The following is a 20,510-nucleotide window of genomic DNA, read 5'->3' as shown; positions in this document are numbered from 1 at the left end:
TCATAATCATTAACATTAAAGTTATCAATAAATTAACTGTATTATTTATTGATAACTTTTAATTTTTCTCTTAATAAATTTTACTCATCTTTTAAATGTGAAAATAATTTTAATGCATTATCATGGTAGACAGCATGACGCTGTTCATTATTAAGCAAATTGGTTTTATCTAAAGCATCAGCTAGTATAATACATCCAAATTTCGGGGTATAAGGATAATCACTTCCATATAATAAATGATCAACATTAACAATCTGTAAGAGAGCCGCTAATTGTATAGGTAGACAAACTCCAGCTACATCATAATATAAATTTTTTAAAGCATCATAGATATCTATCCTATCTGCCTCTCCTTTTATATTCTCACCAAATGAGTCTGGTGTCATTTGAATTGCAGAAGCAATCCTATCTGCAAGTATTGGCAAAAAAGCACCAGCATGAGGAATGATGAATTTAATATCAGGAAATTTCTTTAACGTCCCTTTTAATATCATATTAATTACAGTACGAGTTGTATCAAAGAAAAATTCCATCATAGGAATAGGTAAACCTTCAACAACATTTTCAGGAACATTACTAGGTTTATTGGGATGAAGAACAACCACTGCTTTATGCCTGTTTAACTCTTCAAATATAGGATCTAAGCAAGGATTTCCTAGATAAACTCCTTGCGTGTTAGTAGGTAAAGCAAAACCATCAACCTGCAAAATTTCCTTTGCATATCGAATTTCTTCTATACTATCTTCTACATTAGGCAGTGGTAAAGAGGCAAACAGACCAAATCGATCAGGATATTTTTTTACAAGTTCTGCTCCATCTTCATTTACTTTTCTAGCTAGGATTTTAGCAGCATTTCTATCTCCAAAATTAATATGAGGAGATGATATTGATAGCATTGATTTGGATATACCTAGCTGCTCCATTGTTTGTAAATGCACTTCAGGATCCCACTCTGGTGTTGGAAATCCATCTGGATTTTTTTCTCCTCTATTCAATAATGCATCTTTATAAGCTTGTGGCAGATAATGTGCATGCATATCAATTTTAGGTATTCCATTTCCTTTATAATTTTTTATTAAATTTTCTACATTATTTTCCATAGCTTTTCTCCTCGTCTTTATTTTTAATTTTTATTTAGTGAAATAATAGGAATTCCTTATATCAAAAAAGTGGCTTTTGCACCTCCATAATATTTATTCTATTCTTGATTATCACTAATCATTAATGTATACTTTTCCTTATATTAGTAGCTTTAATATCACTAATTTAAGGAGTGTGAAAAATATATGGACTTACTTCAATTAAAATATTTTCAGACAGTTGCTATGCATGAACATATGACTCATGCTGCTGATGAACTTCATGTCGCACAACCCTCTTTAAGTAAAGCTATTGGGCGTTTAGAAGAAGACTTGGGCATTCCTTTATTTGATCGTGTAGGGCGACAGATTAAACTTAACCAGTTTGGCAAAGTATTTCTTCATAGAGTAGAAAGAGTGTTCCTTGAGCTTGAGGATGCAAAAAAAGAAATATGGGATATGCAAGGGAATGAAAATGAGAAAGTATCTATAGCTGCAAATAATTTATATCCATTCTCCAAACTCCTTGAAGGGTATTTAGAACTTTATCCACATACAAGTTTTCGTCAAACCATAGGAACAACAGTAAAAATGCAGCAACAACTTCAAAATGGTGATGTTGATCTTTGTATCTCTTCAGCACCTATTGATAGTGACTATATAAAAAGCATACCTCTCATAACAGAAGAAATATTTTTAATTGTTCCTAACGGACACAGGTTTGCAAATCGTAAGTATATTAATTTAATTGAGGTCGCTAATGAACCATTTATTAGCTTACCCGAGGGCTTCGGTATACGTGATTTAACAGAAACTCTCTGCCATCAAGCCGGTTTCACCCCAAATATTATTTTTGAAAGTGATATAGCTGCAAACATAATAAATATGGTTAATTTAAATCTAGGAATATCTCTACTCCCAACATCTCAATGGAGTGGACTCCCAGAAAATAAACCTTTTGCTTTGCATATAATGGAACCTATTTGCAAACAAACAACCTCTTTATCTTTTGTTCAAGATCGTTATTTATCTCAAGCAGCTAAACAACTCAAAGATTATATAATTGATTATTTTGAAAAACATAAATATAACAATTGTTAGAGAGGTAAATTAGATTTACAGTATCAATCTATATTAAAAAATTTATAAGTAGTACTTGGGCCTATTTTATCTTATTGAAAGCCTTAGTAATTCTATCGGCCATCAAATCATAGCAATGATCAGGAGATTCAAGCCCTAATTGCTTGAAACCTAAAAAACCGTGAAGATCTCCAGGATAACATACATATTCTGCTTCACCCCCAGCATCAACCAATGCCTGCGCGTAATCATGATTTTCATCTCTTAATATGTCGAATTCAGCTGTAATGACTAATGCAGGAGGAAGTCTATCAAAGTGTTTAGCAAGCAACGGAGAAGCCAGCTCATTATTACCATCAACTATGCGATCCTTATATAGAAATTGAACAAACCATTGAATACCATATTGTGTAAGCCTGTATCCCTTACCATTTTCTCGTCTGGATTTTCTTTCTCCAATATCATTCCAATCAAAGCATGCATAAACAGGCATTTGGAAGGCAATGGGGAATTCTTGTCTATCTCTAGCCATCAGGCAAAGAGAACCAGTAAGAGTTCCACCTGCACTGTCACCTGCAACGCAAATTTTATTGATATTTATATCAAAGCTCTTAGCATTTTGATATATAAATTTTACAATTTCATAGCATTCTTCTTGAGGATCTGGAAACCTTTGTGGTGGGCAAAGACCATATTCAATACTTATTACAAGGCATTTTACTCTGCTACATAATTCTCTGCAAGTAGAATCTCCATGTTCAATGTCTCCTAATACAAATCCACCACCATGCATCCAAATAATTACTCCATCTGAAGCTTTTTCTTCGGGAGTATAAATTCTAATTTTTGTATTTCTTACCGAAGTCTTAACAATGCGGTCTTCTACTGAACCAACTTGTTTGTGAACTCTTTTACCTGCTTTCATCATTTCAACATATAGCTCTCTTACCTTATCAACTCCCATTTCATACATCTTATCAAAATCTTGTTTTAAAAATTCATTATATTTAGGATTTAACGACATAATAATTTTCCCCTTTCATAATTAAGTTAAATAAATATAGGTAATTTCTTTGAGTTTTGTTCTCCTCATAAGGATGTAAAACTTCCCAAACCTCCTAACATTTACTATTATATTAGCTATTATTGCTAATGACTAATATATATTTTTCATACATATATGTATGAAAAGCTATTAATTCAAAAAATATTTTTTTATATAATGATTAAGGTAAAGGTATCGAATTTAACTTATAAAAAAATCGCAGGCGACTATGGAGCCGTAGATTTTTAATATTAAGTTCCGTATTGTGCTTCGCACTCTTTTTATAGGTGCGCATCTGCCTTTTCGAACGCATGTGAGAAAAATCTGCACCTTATAAAGAGCAGCTATGCTGCATATGAGAACATTTTATGCAGGCGAATATGATTTATTTTTTTATTCTTTTAAAATATTAAACCTAGTTGATTAGTCTGTTTCAAAAGTTATCCACAGATTGTCCAACAATATAATTTCCTATAGAATAAAAAAACACCGTAAAATTTACTAATGCGGTGTTTCAAAAAATATATAGTTTTTAATAGTTGTGATGCTAAAAAGTACTATAGCGAATCAATTATAATCATACATGTGATTGTTGCCCCTTAATCCCACATACATATTCACATTCAATACCATTATCACGAAGAAACTTAGCTAGAAGATTACTTGCATCACCACAACAACCGCGAGGAAATTCAAATATTGCAATATACTTCATTTTAAATAATGTGACACGCAACTTCATGCCCGTTAGAAATTTTTCTAAACTCTGGCTCTACAGCCTTACATTTATCTATAGCATAAGGACAGCGTGTATGAAATTTGCATCCACTTGGTGGTTTTGCTGGATTTGGTATATCTCCATTTAAGATTATTCGCTTTCTTTTTATTGTTGGATCTGGTATTGGAACTGCAGATAATAATGCCTTTGTATATGGGTGAAGAGGATTCTTAAATAGTTCATCTCTATCTGCAATCTCAACAATATTTCCCAAATACATTATAGCTATCCTTGTACACAAATGTTCAACTATACTTAAATCATGAGAGATGAAAAGATAAGACAGTTGTTTCTCATTCTTTAAGTCACTAAATAAATTTATAATTTGTGCTTGTATCGATACATCTAAGGCTGACACTGGTTCATCTGCTATAATAAGCTCTGGATTTAGAGCCAGAGCTCTTGCTATTACTATACGTTGCCTTTGTCCTCCTGAGAATTCATGAGGGAATCTATGCATCTGATATTCAGACAATCCACAAATTTTTAATAACTCTACAATCTTTTCACGTACATCGTTTTGTGTTGCTAAACCATGTTCTATAAGTGGTTCAGCTATAGCATCACCAATTCTCATACGAGGATTTAGCGAACTATAAGGATCCTGAAAAATATATTGAATTTTAGGTCTAAGTTTTATTAATTCTTTCCTCTTTAAACTGTGAACATCAACTCCATTAAACTTAACCATTCCATCTGTTTTTTCATTTAGTCTAAGAATAGTTCTGCCAACTGTGGTTTTCCCACTTCCCGATTCTCCCACTAGTCCAAAGGCTTCACCTTTATTTATAGTAAAAGATACTCCATTTACAGCTTTGACTTCTCCAATAGTGGCTTTAGTCAGATTATCTTTTATTGGAAAATACTTTTTTAAATTCTTTACTTCTAATAATATCTCACTCATATTATTCTTCCTCCTGGTAAAGCCAGCAAGCAATTTTATGGCTATCATTAACCTTTTTAAGGCTTGGTGCCTTACGCTTACATATTTCTTTACATTTAGTACAACGATCACTAAAATAGCAGGAAGGCTTTAAATCTGAAAGATTTGGTACATTGCCATCAATAGTATAGAGTCTTTCAGTTCGTTTGCCTAATATGGGTTTAGCCTTTAAAAGTCCTTTTGTATAGGGATGCATATTATTTTTAAATAATTCTAACACGGGTGCTTCCTCTATAATTTTTCCTGCATACATAACAATAACATAATCAGCTACTTCAGCTACTACACCTAAATCATGAGTAATAAGTAATACAGAAGTATTGAATTCATTCTTTAGATTGTTTACTAAATCTAATATTTGCGCTTGAATAGTAACATCTAAAGCTGTAGTTGGCTCATCAGCAATTAAAAGCTTTGGATTACAACTTAGTGCTATAGCAATCATGATTCTTTGAAGCATGCCGCCACTTAATTCATGAGGGTATGAATACATTATTTCTTCAGCTCTTGAGATTCCAACTTTTTTAATAAGTTCAACTCCTTGATTAAATGCTTCTATTTTATCAAGCTTCTTATGTTCAATTAAGGGCTCTACTATTTGTTTTCCTATTGTCATCAATGGGTTAAGGGACGACATAGGCTCTTGAAATATCATAGATATTTCATTTCCCCTAATAGAGTTCATTTCTTTTTTCTTAGCTTTAAGTAAATCTTTACCTTTAAATATCACTTCTCCACTTTCAATATTACCTGGATTCCCTATTAAACCTAAGATTGAAAGTGCTGTGACACTTTTGCCACAACCTGATTCACCTACAATACAGACAGTTTGACCGTCTTTAATTTGAAAGCTTACGTCATCAACAGCTTTTAAAATACTATCCTCAGTTTTAAAGTAGGTCCTTAGGTTTTTTACTTCCAATAAAACATCCTTCATAGCTATTCACCTACCTTTTCATCTTAGGGTCTAACGCATCTCTTAACCCATCGCCCACTAAATTTATTGAGATAATTGTAAGCAATAATGCTGCTCCTGGTGGTATCCATAGCCAAGGCCTATTTTTAAAATCCATAAAGCTATTAGCTGCGTCAATCATATTTCCCCAAGAAGCAGTTGGTGGGGTCACCCCAAGTCCTAAGAAGCTTAACGCAGATTCACTAAGTATAGCCCCAGCTACACCCAAGGTTGCGATTACTATTAATAGTGGAATTGTATTTGGGATTAGATGTGAAAATATTTTACGCCTATCACTTAATCCAAGTACTTCTGCTGCATCCATAAATGATTGTTCCTTCAAGGAAAGAATTTGTCCACGAATTAACCTTGCAAGCCCCGGCCAGCCAACTAAACTAAGCATGATCATAACTAAATAAATTCTAGATTCTTGAGGTATTTTCCATTCTGACATCAATGCTGCCAGTATTATAAGCAGTGGAAGACTTGGAATAGACATAAGTATATCTGCCAAACGCATAATTATGCTATCTATTAGCTTTCCGTAAAAGCCTGATATAGCACCTAATATTGTTCCAATAATTATAGAAATGGTCATGGATGCAATTCCTATAGTTAAAGAAATTCTGCCACCAGACATCAATCTTGTTATTATATCTCTTCCAAGCTGATCTGTCCCCATCCAGTGCTTAAAGCTTGGAGGCTTATTTATCATCAACGGATCTACCTTATCTGGTAAATATGGAGATAGGAATGGACCTATAAAACTAAAAAGCAACATAATTACAATGAAGCATACGCCTCCCACTGCAAATTTATTCTTCTTAAAACGTTTTATATTTTGATTCCACAAGGAATCTCTCTTAACTTTTGATTTATTCTTAAGTATCATATGCTCACCTCATTTCAATTATTTTAGTCTAATTCTAGGGTCAGCATAGGCATATAGTACATCTGCCAAAAGATTTCCCAATATTGTAAGTGCTGCTAATAATAAAGTAAAGGACATTAAAACAGGATAGTCTCTGGTACTTACTGCTTCAAGCTGAATATGCCCAACTCCTGGCCAATTAAAGATTTGTTCTGTTATAATAGCTCCTGAAAATAATCCAGGTAGCTCAAATGCAAGCAAGGTTATAGCTGGTAAAATTGCATTTCTTAGAGCATGTCTGACAATTACTGTTTTTTCCTTCAATCCTTTTGCTCGAGCTGTTCTAATAAAATCCATTTTTATAACATCAATCATGCCTGATCTAAAGTATCTAGTTAATGATCCTAGGCTTAATAATGTAAGCAGGCTCACTGGTAAAACCATATGTCTTCCAACCTCTAAGATATAAGCAAATCCAGTTGTCGTACTTCCCGTATCTATCATTCCTCCAATAGGTAATATGTTTAAATCTACAGAAATAAATTTTATCATAAGTAATCCCAAGAAAAATGAAGGAAAAGACATAAATACAAATACAAATACAGTTATTATCCTATCAAACCAAGAGTTTTGCTTAACAGCAGACGCTACTCCTATAATTAAAGCTGCAGTCCAAGATATAATCACTGATACTATAGCCACAATAAAAGAATTCCACATATATTTATTTAACAACGAGGTTACAGGCTCTTGATACTTCAAGGAAAAGCCAAGATTCCCTGATAATACTCCTGATATCCACATAAAATATCGCTTAACCACAGGTTGATCCAAACCATAAAGAGCTTTAAGTTCAGCTAATCTGCTTGGATTAAGTCTTACAAAAGAATCAAAATAATCTCCTGGCATTGCTGCAAATAAGAAGAATATAAGAATTGAAACTCCAATAAGTGTTGGTATCATAATCAGCACTCTTCTCAGAATATATTTTTTCAAGCTCTCACCTCCAAGAAATTATAATGCTTAACCAAACTCAATTAAGCCTTATAATTTCAAACAATTATTTTATAGTCTTATTTTGTAATTTTTATCTTAGGAAGCATTAAATCATAATTACTATACCCATCTTTAACTAATCCTGGTATTCTAGCATTAGATGCACTTAATGTTTGTTTATATACTGTTAGTAACACTGGTGGATCATTAGTAAATTCTTTATATAATTCTTTATAAATAACTTTTCTCTTCTCTAAATCAATTGTTCCTATTCCATCACTAATTAGTTTGTCTACTTTTTGATTTGAGTAATGAGAATAATTTTGCGGATAATTACTTGCAAATTCTGACACAGCATCATGAGGATCAGTTAAAAGTGAAGTCGAAAAAGCAGCTAAATCATAATCACCTTTAGTAAATTTTGATATTTCAGTGTCAAAATCTATCATTTCAGCCATAAAATCAATACCTAAATCTTTATAATTTTCTTTAGCTATGGATATAAAGACATCATCACCTTTTCTCGTCAAATAATTTAATTTAAGCTTAACTCCATTCTTTTCTCTAATCCCATCAGAACCTACTTTCCAACCTGCATCATCAAGAAGCTTTTTAGCTTTTTCAGGCTCAAAATCATATTTGGTAATACCATCTTCAGTATAAGCCCAAGAAAGAGGTGAATTAGGAACATCTGCAACTTTAGCATGACCTTGATACTGAATATCAACTAGCTTTTGCCTATCTAACCCATAATAAAGAGCTTGTCTTACCGCTGTTTCCTTTAAAGTAGGTTTTTCGTTATTAAAATATATTAAACCAAAATTATTTGCTAGTGAAATTTGTATATCTGCAAACCCAAGCTCTTTTAGTGCTTGTAAATTATCTTCAGTCAAAGGAACACCTACAGTATCTGTTTCACCAGTTTGGAATAATTGTAGCGCTGTATCTGCCGAACTAACCTTGTATATTAGATTTTCTATGCTTGGCTTTCCACCATAATAGTTTTCGTTAGCTACATAATCAATTTCCTGGCCTGGTACATATTTTGAAAATTTATAAGGACCTGCTCCCATTGGAGCTGGATATAAGTCTTTTAAATAATCAAGTTTCCCCTTCTTGTAGTCTTTCCCATAGTATTCTTTAGATATTACAGGACCACCTAAGTTTAATAAATTTTGAGCATTGACTTTTTCAGTTGTAATTTCTATTGTAGAAGGGTCTATCACCTTTATCCCAGAAATTGAATCAGCATTTCCCTTTTTGTAATCATCTACTCCCTTTACAAAAAATGTTGATATATCCACAGACCCTGCATATGCTGGATCAGCTAATAATGTAAGAGTAAATGCAACATCATTTGCAGTTACAGATGTCCCATTACTAAATTTCAAATCCTTTTTTAAATGGTAAGTATAAACTAAATTATCTGAGGATATCTCCCACTTTTCTGCCAAATCTGCCTTTGGCTTTCCCTCGCTGTCAAGAACAACAAGTGATGCAAATATAGGTCCAGTAGCATTACCATCATATCCATTTTCATAAAAATAAGGTAAAAATACACCTCCTGGGGCTGATGCTAATCCAGCAACAAAAGTATCAGTTCTTTCCTTTGCTTTTTGAGGATTTTTAGAAATGTCTGTTGCTTTAATTAGCTGTACATTATTATCTACTTTTGTTGGTGTTGTTGCTGTAGCTGTTGTATTATCAGATCCTCCATTTTTTCCACACCCAGATAAAACCATAGCTGTTATTACTATTACAACAATACCTCTAATTAAATTTTTCTTCATCTATTCATCTCCTATCAAATTACTCATATTTATTTAATATATATGATTTCTTTCAAATTTTATTTACGAAATATTTAATTAATCCTAATGATTTAACAAGTCCCGCTTTTTTAAAGGTTTATATAATACCTCAGCAGAAATAGTATTTTTAGCAATACAAAAAGACCGCGAAAATTCTTCAGAGAACAAACTTTCAAAAAGCCTGTTCTCTCTAAAATTTCTGCGATCTCTAGTTTTCTATTTAATTCTTTAAATATTCCTTTTTTAAAATATTATGCCATATCAAATAATCTTATCTCTCCATTTTCAAAAGTTAATACTAATTCATATTCCTCTAATGTTTTAACAATTTTGCATAAATTTTGTTTATCTGCAAATGTAAACAAAAAGAAAAACACAGTCTATTAAATTCAGACTGTGGTAATAAACATATTGGCTTCTATTTAGGCAATCAAACAGTAAATTCTATACTCTCTCCAATTTCACTTGTAAGAGATAAAAAAGACTATTGATTATCAAAAGAATATCTCTGCTTACCCTGTGTTTTCTTTTTGTATTCAATACATTCTGTGGGGCATCTATGAAGGCAAGCCATACAATGGGTACAGCGATCTCCCCAAACAGGCTTTCCGCTAGTTATGACAATATTGTTAAGCGGACATAACTCTGCACATTTACCGCAACAAAGGCATTTTGCTTCATCAACATTAAATCCTTTAGCCTGTACAAAAAGCTTATAAAATATGTCGTTCACTAGTCCGCTTTCCAACCACCCAACAATACCTTTTTGAGCAAGAATAGAGAAACCATTTCCATTATAAATATCTACTGAAATCTGATTGATTAACGGTTGTGCTCCCTCGATAATCTTTCTTGCCTTTGTCTTATCAATACTTGGGAACATAACAATGTAGTTATCCGGCATTATAACTTCCGCAAAACCTTGTAAATCCCAACCTTTATATTGGCATAGCTTTTTCACATATCGGATTGCATTCGCGGTTTCATCTCCGCAGGTCATAACAAAATATACCTTGCGATTTCCCTTAAAGACAGTCCTTCTTATATAATCATCTACTACTCGCGGCAACCTCCACGCGTAGGTTGGGCAAATAAATACAAATGGTTTCGTTTCTGAAATAAGGTCATCTTTTTTATTTTGTTTTATTAATAGGTTTAATGAAACGGTTTTATCATTTGTCTCCCTTGCAATTCGTTCCGCAACATACCTGCTGTTACCTGTGGCGGAAAAGTATAAAATCATCAAACACACCCTCTTTTCAATAATCATTTGGAAGCTCCAGTTTTCAATGCAGTGGCCACTAATTAAATTAGATTTTTCTTTTTTATTAAGCTCTGTAATCCGTTATTACATACACCCTGCTGTTATTTTTTTAAAAGATGTTCTCTCCTTGACGCATGCGAAATATACATTCAAACAACATGAGGAAAAATATTCTTACAATGGACCACGGCATAGGCTAACTAAAAATCAAGATAACTCCTCCTGAGCCCAGTCCGTCCTTGACAATCTAGATTGATAAAATTATAATAACATCACAGTGTTGTTTTCACAACCTGCAGATGTTTTTAATTTGTTGTGTTGACAACATAATGATCCACATTTGTCGGTTTGCATGTGAATTTATAAATTTTATACTGCGAACAGGAGGATGTTTATGAAAGAAATGAAACAGAACAGAAAAACTAAATATACACAACTGGCATTGCAAGATGCCCTTATGGAACTAATGGAGCAAAAACCCATTTTTAAAATAACCATTAAAGAACTTTGCGAAAGGGCAGATATAAACAGAACAACTTTTTATGCGCATTATACTGACCAAAACGACCTTCTTCATAAAATCGAAAATGATGTTCTATTATCGTTTAGAAAATTTATTGACAGTCTTCATAGTCAAATGGACAAGAGCAGTATCGTACATATTATCCAAGGATTTTTGCAATACATCGCGGACAATGACAAGCACATCCAGATTTTGCTCAGCGAACGAGGTGATATTAATTTCCAAAAAAAGCTTTTTACGATGATATATGAGCAATGCGAAATAATGAATTTGGCAGTACCTTCATCGACAACGGAGTTTTATTTTATATTTGTGCTTAATGGAAGTATTGGCCTAATACAACACTGGCTGAAATATGGATTGACCAAGTCGACATATGAAATGGCCGAAATTATCTTTAATATGACAGCACAAATTAAATAAAACAAACACCTTACCAATTAAGACGAAACGTGCATCAAAGCTTTGTAAATCCATATTAAAATTTATTATGCTCAATAATAAGCATAAAATAGTATTCAAAACTTTTATATAGTTATGAATATATATGTATAAAAAGACTGATATTGTTCAAAGCATCAATCTGTCCATCATAAGATTTTTTAAGATTCTCAATATTTATTGCATTCATCTTCTCCAGCTAACTTCCCTTTCAATTTTTTAACAAGCAAGTTATATCGTTCATCTTCTTTTAATGATATAAATGAAGGCTTTGATTATTCAAAACTGCCGTATAACTATATTTAAATGAGAGCAAGAAAAGAATACTGCTGCAATATCGGTTTTTTTATTTAACGCACAGCAGCATATTCTTTTATACACAATACATAATAAGAATTATAAAAGAAGCTAATGGTAAGTTTTTTGCACGATGAGGAATATCCTCCGCATAGATGGATGTAAAATAACCCCTAATTAACATTTGACGAAAACCCTAAATCTGAATGTGCATCTATATGTGTTACTTCATAAGGAATTATTTCTTTATTGTTAATTACCAATTCTCTTCACAACGAACGCACTTTAACATGATACTTAACAATTCTTCCCTTAATCTTTCTTCCTTATTATAAAGGCAACACTATTTCTCCCAAAATAGCAATATCTTGTCCGCTTCCCATAAATCAATCTCTCTGTCTTTCAGAAAATTTAACATACATTAATATCTACTGATAACTTATTTTAAATTCCAAACTTATACACCTACATTTATGTTCACTTTCAATATATTTAAGTAAATATAAGCCTTTTGATTATCAGAATCACTTTATCTTAAAAAGAGATTTAACAACACAATCTTTCACTCCGTCTCCAAAATGAGTCATCATGCGGTTAAAAGATGGAACGCCAGCCATATATCTTTTTTGGGGTCTTGATGCTTCTATAGCCTTTTGTACAACTAAAGAAACAACTTCTGGCCCTGGTTCATTAGTACGTGCATTATCGTTAAAAGTTTTATAATTTTTGTATAGTTCATCATACGGAGAATTAGAGTCTGATATGATTCTATCTGAATTATTTTGAACTGTTTTCATAAAGTTTGTTCGAATATTTCCAGGCTCTACAACTACAACAGAAATACCGAAAGCTGATAGCTCCAAGCGAAGTGCATCACTTAATGCTTCTGTCGCAAATTTTGAAGCACAATAAGCACCACTGACTGGAAGAACCATTTTACCAGCAATTGAACTAATATTTATTATCCTACCTGACCTTTCCTTTCTCATATAGGGAACAACTACTCTAATCATTCGTATAATACCATAAACATTAACATTAAACATTTGTTCAATATTATTATCTGATATTTCTTCTACAGCACTTCTGAAAGCATAACCAGCATTGTTAATCAGAACATCTATCTTTCCAAAATGTTGCATTACTTTATTAACTGCATCTAATATGGATTCATTGTTAGTAATATCTAAAGAAAGTTTTAAAGCCACATTTAGATTTTCCATATCATTTAAATTTCTTGCCGTAGCAACTACTGTGTAACCATTTTTAGATAATCTCTCAGCCATTTCTCTACCTATTCCTGAAGAACAACCTGTAATAAGAATTACTTTTGACATCATATTTAATTTCTCTCCTTACATTACAAATATTATATATATGTTGTAATTACTTTACTCCTAGTGATATATGCCACCCTTGTCCAAGTAAATCATCATAATTTAAATAAGTTTTTACATCATTTAAGACATATTATTGATTATTTATGTTCAATCTTATTTTTACATTCCCAAGTAAAATGACATTCATTACATCCATCTGCAATACGTTGATTTAGACCATCGCGATGAAATGTAATTTCTTCAGGTAAGTAAGAATTAAATACTGCATTATCCACTTGGCAGATTAATTTTGTTGCTTCAGGAATTTGTAAAGAAGTTGTTAATTCATGATAAAGGCATTTAGTTATTTTTATCTCAAATTTATTTTTATCTTTAGAAACTATTTCTAGAGTATTCCACTTAGTTGTTCCTGTTTTATTAATTTGCAATTCCTGTTCAATAAAATTTTCAAAAGTTCTTGGTTTATTAATAGAATTAAACAGAATGCTTTGCATTGCTACTCCCCCTGTAAGCAATACTATTCTCATTATTTCAAATGCTTTTTCATTGCCTAACTTATTTTTTAAATTTATATATACCCATAATGGCATTGAAATAAAATTTATTAAATCAGGCGGAAATTTTTTATCAATAGTACTCTGAAAACTTTGGAGAGATGATTTACACTCTTTCAAAAAACATTCTGGCGAAATAATTTCGTCCTTTAAAAGTTCTAATAACATTGGTGTAGTAATTTCTGTTAACTCAAATTTTTTTTTCAATTTTAATACCTCCATAAAAATATTTTTTAGTTACTAAAACATTATGCCTGTATAAAGCCTCCTTTAGTTGGGAGGCCAAGAATTAATTAATTCATCGAGAAACTTATTTATGATATTAATTTCCTCCGGAACAAGTTCATCTATATATTCTTCCATATGATGATATTGTTCTTTATGATAATTACTATGCTCAACATTAGCAATTTCTCCTTGAGGTGTTAATTGATAAAATACATCTTTTTTATTATCTTTCATTCGATATTGTTCAACTAGTCCTTTTTTAATAAGTTTATTTGCTACCTGATTAATAGCTCCATTTGTAATTCCCATAATAGTAGAAAGTTCACTAGCATTAGCATTTTTGTGATTGCCTATAGCTTCTATCATATGAATTTCAGCTGAATAAAGTGTGTGCTCAGTTCCATAATTATTGGGTCTTTTATTATTTTGACTAACTTTATTAGAAAAACAAATTATTTTTTCTAGAATTTCATTTTGTTTCATTTTTATCACCAAATATATTTTGTAGTAACTAAAGAATATTGTCAATATTTTTTAGTTACTATAAAATAATCCAAATACATTTCCGTGCAAAGACATAATCTTTACCCATAGGCTTCAATGCACTATCTTTTACATAGTAAGAAAGCTCCTTTTCTGTTGCTGTTGGATAGAGCTTAAAGAAGGTCTTTAGAAATTCGTTAATTTCTGCAATAGTTGCAGCATCCACTACCCCTTGAAAATTACGTCCTGTAATAATAATAAAGCGAATTCCTTGCTTACAAGCCTTTTTAATATTCAAATAAGTTTCTATATCCATTTCATGATTATTATTTAGCAGAGTTCCATCCATATCTGCTGCAATCACTCTAATCATTTACTACCACCTTAATTTATCACGAATCATGGCAAAAATAACAACTAATATTTTATCTTTCCCTTTTACATCTTCCTTTGATAAAGAAATAACATCCAATATATTATCTTGGTTAATGACAGACATTATAATTTTAATTTCATATCCCAGCCTTTCAATTTCTTCAAAATCACATATAATCAGCACGTCTCCTGCATTTACTTTATCTCCTTCTGAAACAACTACCTTTGTATACCTTCCATCTAGCGAAATAGCATATGCTCCTAAATATATCCATATTTTTGTACCTAAATCTGATCTTATTATAATATAATGTTCATACTTTTCTATTTTCTCAATTATTCCGCTAACTGGAGATAATAATTTTCTGCTTTTCGGATGAATGCAAACATATTCTCCAAATAACTTTTCTTGAAAAACCTTATCGATTATTTGAGACTCTTTAATTATTTCTCCATCTACAGGACTTAGTATATACTGTCTTCTTTCTGTTGTCCCTTCATTATATTTTACATCATTCATTTCACTATCTCCTGCTAAATTATTCTATTTAATCTAACTAAATTTTTCATACATTTCTATGATTTCTTTAGCCAAGTCTTTTATAGTCATAGCATTCATTAAGTGGTCTTGTGCGTGAACCATTAATAAATTTATCTCTGTTTTCTTTCCAGCTGCTTCTTCTTGAATTAATTTTGTTTGAACGTTATGAGCATTTGATAAAAATTCATCTGCTTCTTCCATACTTTTCTTTGTTTCTTCTAAATTTCCCTCTTTAACTTTCATTATTGATTCCATCGCCTTACTTCTAGCACATCCTGCATTCATTATTAGTTCCATTATTGCTTCTTCCATATTTCTTCTCCCCTATCTTTTAAAATGTGATTTATTTTCTTTAATAAGAATATAACTCCGCATCATTTAAATCACAATATAGTTAAAGGATATTGTACCGCCGTTTCACAATCTTCTTTTATTTATATTTTATTTTTGATACTTTCGTGTCACTGCAAATACATCTTTATCGTAATCGTAATGTATTTCTTTCTGCCTTTTTATTATCTCCTCGTATTGGTTTGCTAAAATTCGTGTAAACATCATATCAAAAATATAATTAATGCTATGTTGGGTTGAAGGCATATCCATTCCCTCTACAAATCTATCTGATGGTATATTTATTAATTCATCACAATACTTAGATATATCATCATTTAATGTTCCTACTACCCCTACTACGTATATTCCTAGATGCTTCAATACTTCTGCTGCATGTATAACAAATGGATTATTTCCAGAAAAGGACAAAACAAAAGCCATTATTTTAAACTTTTTTTTAGCAGATGCCAAATAACGTTCATTCAAAGTGCTGCTTACATTACCTTCTATTCCAATAGAATTAAATTTATGAGATACTGTTTCAAGTACTGAATATCCTATTCCTGTAGAAAAAAATTCTATCTTTTCCATTGCAACTAGTTGATTCATAATCCGATTTATAATAATCTGATTATTTAACAAATTGACCTCATCAATAGCTTTTTTGTATACCTGTTGAAGTAAATCCGAAATCTCTCTATTTGTACTTTTCTTATTTAAAGTTGGACATACATCTTCTTTTCCAAGTATTCTTTCCTCATTAAGTTCTGAATATAATATTTTCTTTAATTCTTGATAACTTGAAACATTTAACTTTTTACATAAACGAACAACAGTAGATTTACTCGTAAAAGTTACCTTTCCTAATTCCTCACTAGTCATTTTTTGAAATTCATTTGGATGATTTAATATAAATTCAGAAATTGTTTTTTCATTCTGTGTGAAATTTCTACCTATTCTTAATTCCTCAATCACCATATTATGTACTCTTCTTTCTATATTTTCTTATTTATTTCTATTATATCTCAACTGTATTAAAATCAAAATTTAAATGTCTTTTAATATATTATTCTAACACTAATATGAAATTTATTAGATGCTACTTTTTGTACTTATAAATATAAGTCTAATACTACAAAATAATCTATCTTATATTTTATTTACCTGAATAATTTACTTATTTTATGGTTAACTATTAGTAATTTTAAATCAAAAAAATAAAAGACCCACGAAAATCCAAATTTTAGATTTTCGTGGGTTTCATGGCGGAGGCGAAGCGTAACTACCCCTGCACTATTCTCCAATTTTAATAACTTTACTTATAAAATCAACCTCATTATTTATAAATGTATATGAAGCCAATCATTTATCATTCTATCGCTTTTAGTATTTGCTTGTATTTCAATTGAATAATGCTTATTACTCTTTTGATTATATAGATGTATTCCTTTATAACCATCATCTGTGATGGATTTCCATTGACAATAATATTATTCTCTGAATTTTTGTATTTATTTTCACCTTTTAACTGAATTAATGAACATATCTTTTCTTTTGGAGCAACTAGTAATGCAGTATTCATCATAATTGGTCTTATCATTTAAACTGTAATTAACAATTGAGCAGTTCCAGGCGTAACATTCATTTCTTTTATAATACTTGATAATGCTACATTTAGTACAGTTTCATTAAATGTAGCCATAAATGCGCTAAATACCAATACTGCTATAATTGCTGTTGCGTTTATTTACTTTCTAGTTTTCAATTTATTTTCCTCCATCTTTCTTGACATATTACCAAATTGCTTAATTTGTAATATACTTTATTATAATATAATAAATAATCTTTATTTTGAAAGGAGGTTATTTTGCCTATGAAGAAAATAGAAACTGTTGAAAAATCAAATGAGTTAGAATCCAACCTAAAATCTTTAATAAACATACTCAACTCTCAAAATGAAGTTAAAATAGTTGAAGAAGACCTATATTATAATACTGCCAAAAATTTTGGTACCCGTCTTAATATTACAGATTATGATATGCTAATAACAAAGGTTTCAGAGCTTGGTATAGGTAACGCTCGGATCAACCTTATATCCTATGAAAAAATTGTAATTCAATTATATGAATGCTTTACCTGTAAAGATATGAAATATACTGGCAAGCCTGTTTGTTTTTTTGAAGGTGGTCTTTTAGCAGGTGCTGTAAGTACTATTTGCGGACAGGATATGGATGCTATAGAGGTGTGCTGCAATACCTTAGGAGATAGCTATTGTGAGTTTGAGTTAACTAAAAGCCATATTTTATCGAACATATCTAACGAAAACTCTGAATTAATAAAAAGAGATAACAATATTTTAAACCTAACTCTTCACTCATTAAAATTGGTACAGAACTATAATAAAATAGAGCATACTTCAACTCAGATTTGCAACTTAAACAAACAACTAAATAAAAGCTTAGAAACTGCTCTAGAAATAAATAATTTTAATGAAACAATATTAGATAGCATGACAAATTGTTTAGCATTAATTGATAGAAATGGTGTAATAATTAAAATTAATAAGCAATATAAAGATTTTTTTAATATAGATTCTTATAACATTGAAAAGAAAAGTATCAAGTTCTTAGGTTGGACTACAAAATATGAAGAAGTCTTATCTTCTGGCAATCCTACAATATGGCAAGAAACTATTAACGGCAATCACTATATTATATTTGAAAGTCCAGTTGATGAATCTCGAGGTGTTCTCCATCAATTGATTCCTCTTGAATCTGATTTTATAAAGCTATTATTAGATAAAATATCCTTCTTGGAAAAAGAAATGAAATATTATAAATATAAGGCTATGGAATTAAAATCTGAATCTGATGACTCAGATTTAATTAGTAATAGTGATAAGATGAAAGAAATTAGAGTCTATATAAATAAGGTGTCTAAAACTGATGCCACTGTACTATTAAGAGGAGAAAGTGGAACTGGAAAAAGTAGATTTGCTAAAGTAATTCATAGCGAAAGTCTACGCAGAAATAAGCCCTTTATCTGCATTGATTGTACAACCATTCCTAAAGGATTCTTTGAATCAGAATTATTTGGATATGAAGATGGAGCATTTACTGGCGCTAAGAAAAATGGTAAAGCAGGCAAGCTAGAGTCTGCTGATGGTGGAACAGTGTTTTTAGATGAGATTGCGGATATTCCTCTAGAGATACAGTCCAAACTACTCCGACTTTTGCAAGAAAAAGAGTTTGAAAGAGTTGGTGGGATAACTACAAAGAAATTAGATATTAGAATAATATCGGCAACAAATCAAAATTTAGAGAAAATGGTATCTATGGGTACCTTTAGAAAAGACCTCTATTATAGATTAAATGTAATTAATATTACATTACCTTCTCTACGTGATCGATTTGAAGAAATACCTAGTTTAGTAACTAAGATATTATCTGACTTTTGTCAAGAAGTTAATCTTGATATAAAAGAAGTTGAAGAAGATGGAATGGTACAATTAATTCACTATAACTGGCCTGGAAATATACGTGAACTTGAGAATTTAGTAAAAAGACTGGCTATAAATTCTGATACTAATAAAATTACTAAAAAAGATATTATAAAAGAGTTAAATTCAATTAAAAACCTTAATGTATCCACTATTAATTCATCTGAAGATATTAATATTGTTGAAAAAGAACTAATAGTAAATACTCTTAAGAAGTATGATTATAATAAAACTATTGCTGCCCAAGCTTTAGGAATCACCCGTCAAACCTTATATAATAAAATGAAAAGATATAGTATAGATGCCTGACTACTTTTACAGTGTAAAAAAATTTTTACACTGTAAATTTTTTTTACACTAAATTCTTAGTAAAATATACAATACTAATCAATAAAATTCCATTCTAATAATTAATTGTTTATAAGAATGTATTTAAAACATCATTAAAAATCCCATTAAAGCAGTGCTTTTTCTTTTTAAAAAAGTTTATTAATAAATTTTCTAAATAATTTCAATATATTTCCTGTATTGGCATGAAATTTGCTTTATATAAATTTATTTCAGATACTAATTTTTCTAAATATTATTTAAAGGAGTGATTTGTGTGAACCGTAAGCCACTAAAATTGGTTATTTCTGACCCTTCTCACTGTTTAGGCTGCAAAAGCTGTGAATTGGCCTGTGCAACAGGAAAGTTAAGTAAATATATAGCTAATGGTCAGGCTGATAAAAGAACTATTATTCCAAACATTATGATAACTGAAAATGATAACTTAAAATTTCCTGTTTACTGTAGACACTGCAAGGATGCTTATTGTCTAAAGCTATGTCCTAATAAAGCCATTGAAGATGTTCAAGATATAATGAAATTAAATGAAGACAAATGCATAGGTTGTGGAATCTGTCAACAAGCTTGCCCTTATGGAGTTATAAATATGACTTCTTACAATGAGGATTCTAAAATTAAAAAACTTGCAGTTAAATGTGATATGTGTATTGAAAGACAGCTTAATAATGAAGCCCCATTTTGTTACTCAGCCTGTCCAACTAAAGCTTTGGGCCTTATCTAATTAAT

General features: G+C 30.9%; 21 protein-coding genes and 1 pseudogene. 4 read left to right on the top strand and 18 right to left on the bottom strand.

Annotated elements, in window-relative coordinates; translation table 11 throughout:
• Positions 1 to 80 precede the first annotated feature (80 nt).
• Positions 81 to 1,100 carry an amidohydrolase family protein gene (locus tag L3B98_RS07785; RefSeq protein WP_238916194.1) on the bottom strand — a complete coding sequence of 340 codons (1,020 nt, stop codon included), beginning with the start codon at positions 1,098 to 1,100 and terminating at the stop codon, positions 81 to 83.
• 186 nt (positions 1,101 to 1,286) lie between these two features.
• On the opposite strand from L3B98_RS07785, the gene L3B98_RS07780 reads away from it, so the two are divergent.
• On the top strand, positions 1,287 to 2,180 hold the full coding sequence (locus L3B98_RS07780; protein ID WP_238916193.1) for a LysR family transcriptional regulator: 894 nt from the start codon (positions 1,287 to 1,289) through the stop codon (positions 2,178 to 2,180).
• A 61-nt stretch (positions 2,181 to 2,241) separates the two neighbouring features.
• Here the strand turns inward: L3B98_RS07780 and L3B98_RS07775 are convergent, their stop codons facing one another.
• The 9 genes from L3B98_RS07775 to L3B98_RS07735 all read right to left on the bottom strand — a co-directional run bounded on the left by L3B98_RS07775 (position 2,242) and on the right by L3B98_RS07735 (position 10,801).
• Positions 2,242 to 3,183 carry an alpha/beta hydrolase gene (locus L3B98_RS07775; RefSeq protein ID WP_238916192.1) on the bottom strand — a complete coding sequence of 314 codons (942 nt, stop codon included), beginning with the start codon at positions 3,181 to 3,183 and terminating at the stop codon, positions 2,242 to 2,244.
• A 598-nt stretch (positions 3,184 to 3,781) separates the two neighbouring features.
• Positions 3,782 to 3,919 (bottom strand): transglutaminase, encoded by a 138-nt coding sequence (locus tag L3B98_RS07770; RefSeq protein ID WP_238916191.1) that lies wholly within the window; start codon positions 3,917 to 3,919, stop codon positions 3,782 to 3,784.
• A 1-nt stretch (position 3,920) separates the two neighbouring features.
• Positions 3,921 to 4,886: an ABC transporter ATP-binding protein gene (locus L3B98_RS07765; protein WP_238916190.1), complete on the bottom strand. Its 966-nt coding sequence runs from the start codon at positions 4,884 to 4,886 to the stop codon at positions 3,921 to 3,923.
• 1 nt (position 4,887) lies between these two features.
• A complete protein-coding gene (locus tag L3B98_RS07760; RefSeq protein ID WP_238916189.1) occupies positions 4,888 to 5,862 on the bottom strand; it encodes an ABC transporter ATP-binding protein in 975 nt (324 codons plus the stop codon).
• A 10-nt stretch (positions 5,863 to 5,872) separates the two neighbouring features.
• Complete coding sequence (opp4C, locus tag L3B98_RS07755; protein ID WP_077362111.1) at positions 5,873 to 6,772, bottom strand: oligopeptide ABC transporter permease; 900 nt, start codon at positions 6,770 to 6,772, stop codon at positions 5,873 to 5,875.
• Between the two features lie 18 nt (positions 6,773 to 6,790).
• Positions 6,791 to 7,747 carry an ABC transporter permease gene (locus tag L3B98_RS07750; protein WP_238916188.1) on the bottom strand — a complete coding sequence of 319 codons (957 nt, stop codon included), beginning with the start codon at positions 7,745 to 7,747 and terminating at the stop codon, positions 6,791 to 6,793.
• 77 nt (positions 7,748 to 7,824) lie between these two features.
• A complete protein-coding gene (locus L3B98_RS07745) occupies positions 7,825 to 9,537 on the bottom strand; it encodes an ABC transporter substrate-binding protein (protein ID WP_238916187.1) in 1,713 nt (570 codons plus the stop codon).
• A gap of 272 nt (positions 9,538 to 9,809) precedes the next feature.
• The gene (locus L3B98_RS07740; protein ID WP_238916186.1) at positions 9,810 to 9,923 is read right to left on the bottom strand and encodes a DUF2442 domain-containing protein; all 114 of its coding nucleotides are present in this window, start codon (positions 9,921 to 9,923) and stop codon (positions 9,810 to 9,812) included.
• 119 nt (positions 9,924 to 10,042) lie between these two features.
• Entirely contained in the window at positions 10,043 to 10,801 is a 759-nt protein-coding gene (locus tag L3B98_RS07735; RefSeq protein ID WP_238916413.1) for an EFR1 family ferrodoxin, read from the bottom strand.
• Positions 10,802 to 11,216: 415 nt separating this feature from the next.
• Between L3B98_RS07735 and L3B98_RS07730 the strand changes: the two genes are divergently transcribed.
• Positions 11,217 to 11,768: a TetR/AcrR family transcriptional regulator gene (locus L3B98_RS07730; RefSeq protein ID WP_238916185.1), complete on the top strand. Its 552-nt coding sequence runs from the start codon at positions 11,217 to 11,219 to the stop codon at positions 11,766 to 11,768.
• 839 nt (positions 11,769 to 12,607) lie between these two features.
• Here the strand turns inward: L3B98_RS07730 and L3B98_RS07725 are convergent.
• The 8 genes and pseudogenes from L3B98_RS07725 to L3B98_RS07685 form a co-directional block, all read right to left on the bottom strand.
• Positions 12,608 to 13,423, bottom strand: coding sequence for an SDR family oxidoreductase (locus tag L3B98_RS07725; RefSeq protein WP_238916184.1), 816 nt, complete (start codon positions 13,421 to 13,423; stop codon positions 12,608 to 12,610).
• A 137-nt stretch (positions 13,424 to 13,560) separates the two neighbouring features.
• Positions 13,561 to 14,184 carry an L-2-amino-thiazoline-4-carboxylic acid hydrolase gene (locus tag L3B98_RS07720; RefSeq protein ID WP_015392206.1) on the bottom strand — a complete coding sequence of 208 codons (624 nt, stop codon included), beginning with the start codon at positions 14,182 to 14,184 and terminating at the stop codon, positions 13,561 to 13,563.
• 63 nt (positions 14,185 to 14,247) lie between these two features.
• Complete coding sequence (locus tag L3B98_RS07715; protein WP_015392205.1) at positions 14,248 to 14,688, bottom strand: MarR family transcriptional regulator; 441 nt, start codon at positions 14,686 to 14,688, stop codon at positions 14,248 to 14,250.
• A gap of 88 nt (positions 14,689 to 14,776) precedes the next feature.
• Positions 14,777 to 15,037 (bottom strand): annotated as a pseudogene (locus L3B98_RS28870) (conjugal transfer protein); the annotation flags it as partial.
• A gap of 27 nt (positions 15,038 to 15,064) precedes the next feature.
• Positions 15,065 to 15,583 carry a PTS glucose transporter subunit IIA gene (locus L3B98_RS07700; RefSeq protein ID WP_238916183.1) on the bottom strand — a complete coding sequence of 173 codons (519 nt, stop codon included), beginning with the start codon at positions 15,581 to 15,583 and terminating at the stop codon, positions 15,065 to 15,067.
• Positions 15,584 to 15,616: 33 nt separating this feature from the next.
• Positions 15,617 to 15,916 (bottom strand): PTS lactose/cellobiose transporter subunit IIA, encoded by a 300-nt coding sequence (locus L3B98_RS07695; protein ID WP_238916182.1) that lies wholly within the window; start codon positions 15,914 to 15,916, stop codon positions 15,617 to 15,619.
• A gap of 129 nt (positions 15,917 to 16,045) precedes the next feature.
• Positions 16,046 to 16,915, bottom strand: coding sequence for a MurR/RpiR family transcriptional regulator (locus tag L3B98_RS07690; protein WP_238916181.1), 870 nt, complete (start codon positions 16,913 to 16,915; stop codon positions 16,046 to 16,048).
• A 391-nt stretch (positions 16,916 to 17,306) separates the two neighbouring features.
• Entirely contained in the window at positions 17,307 to 17,537 is a 231-nt protein-coding gene (locus L3B98_RS07685; protein ID WP_238916180.1) for a hypothetical protein, read from the bottom strand.
• Positions 17,538 to 17,810: 273 nt separating this feature from the next.
• Here L3B98_RS07685 and L3B98_RS07680 point away from each other — a divergent pair, with 273 nt between their 5' ends.
• Both L3B98_RS07680 and L3B98_RS07675 read left to right on the top strand, forming a co-directional pair.
• Positions 17,811 to 19,745, top strand: coding sequence for a sigma 54-interacting transcriptional regulator (locus tag L3B98_RS07680; RefSeq protein WP_238916179.1), 1,935 nt, complete (start codon positions 17,811 to 17,813; stop codon positions 19,743 to 19,745).
• Positions 19,746 to 20,040: 295 nt separating this feature from the next.
• A complete protein-coding gene (locus tag L3B98_RS07675; RefSeq protein ID WP_015392199.1) occupies positions 20,041 to 20,505 on the top strand; it encodes a 4Fe-4S dicluster domain-containing protein in 465 nt (154 codons plus the stop codon).
• The last annotated feature ends 5 nt before the right edge of the window (positions 20,506 to 20,510 follow it).

Source organism: Clostridium sp. YIM B02555, from assembly GCF_022320955.1.
Classification (GTDB): domain Bacteria; phylum Bacillota; class Clostridia; order Clostridiales; family Clostridiaceae; genus Clostridium; species Clostridium saccharoperbutylacetonicum.
Note: the sequence above shows the minus strand (reverse complement) of the source record. Positions and strands in the feature narration are given on the sequence as shown.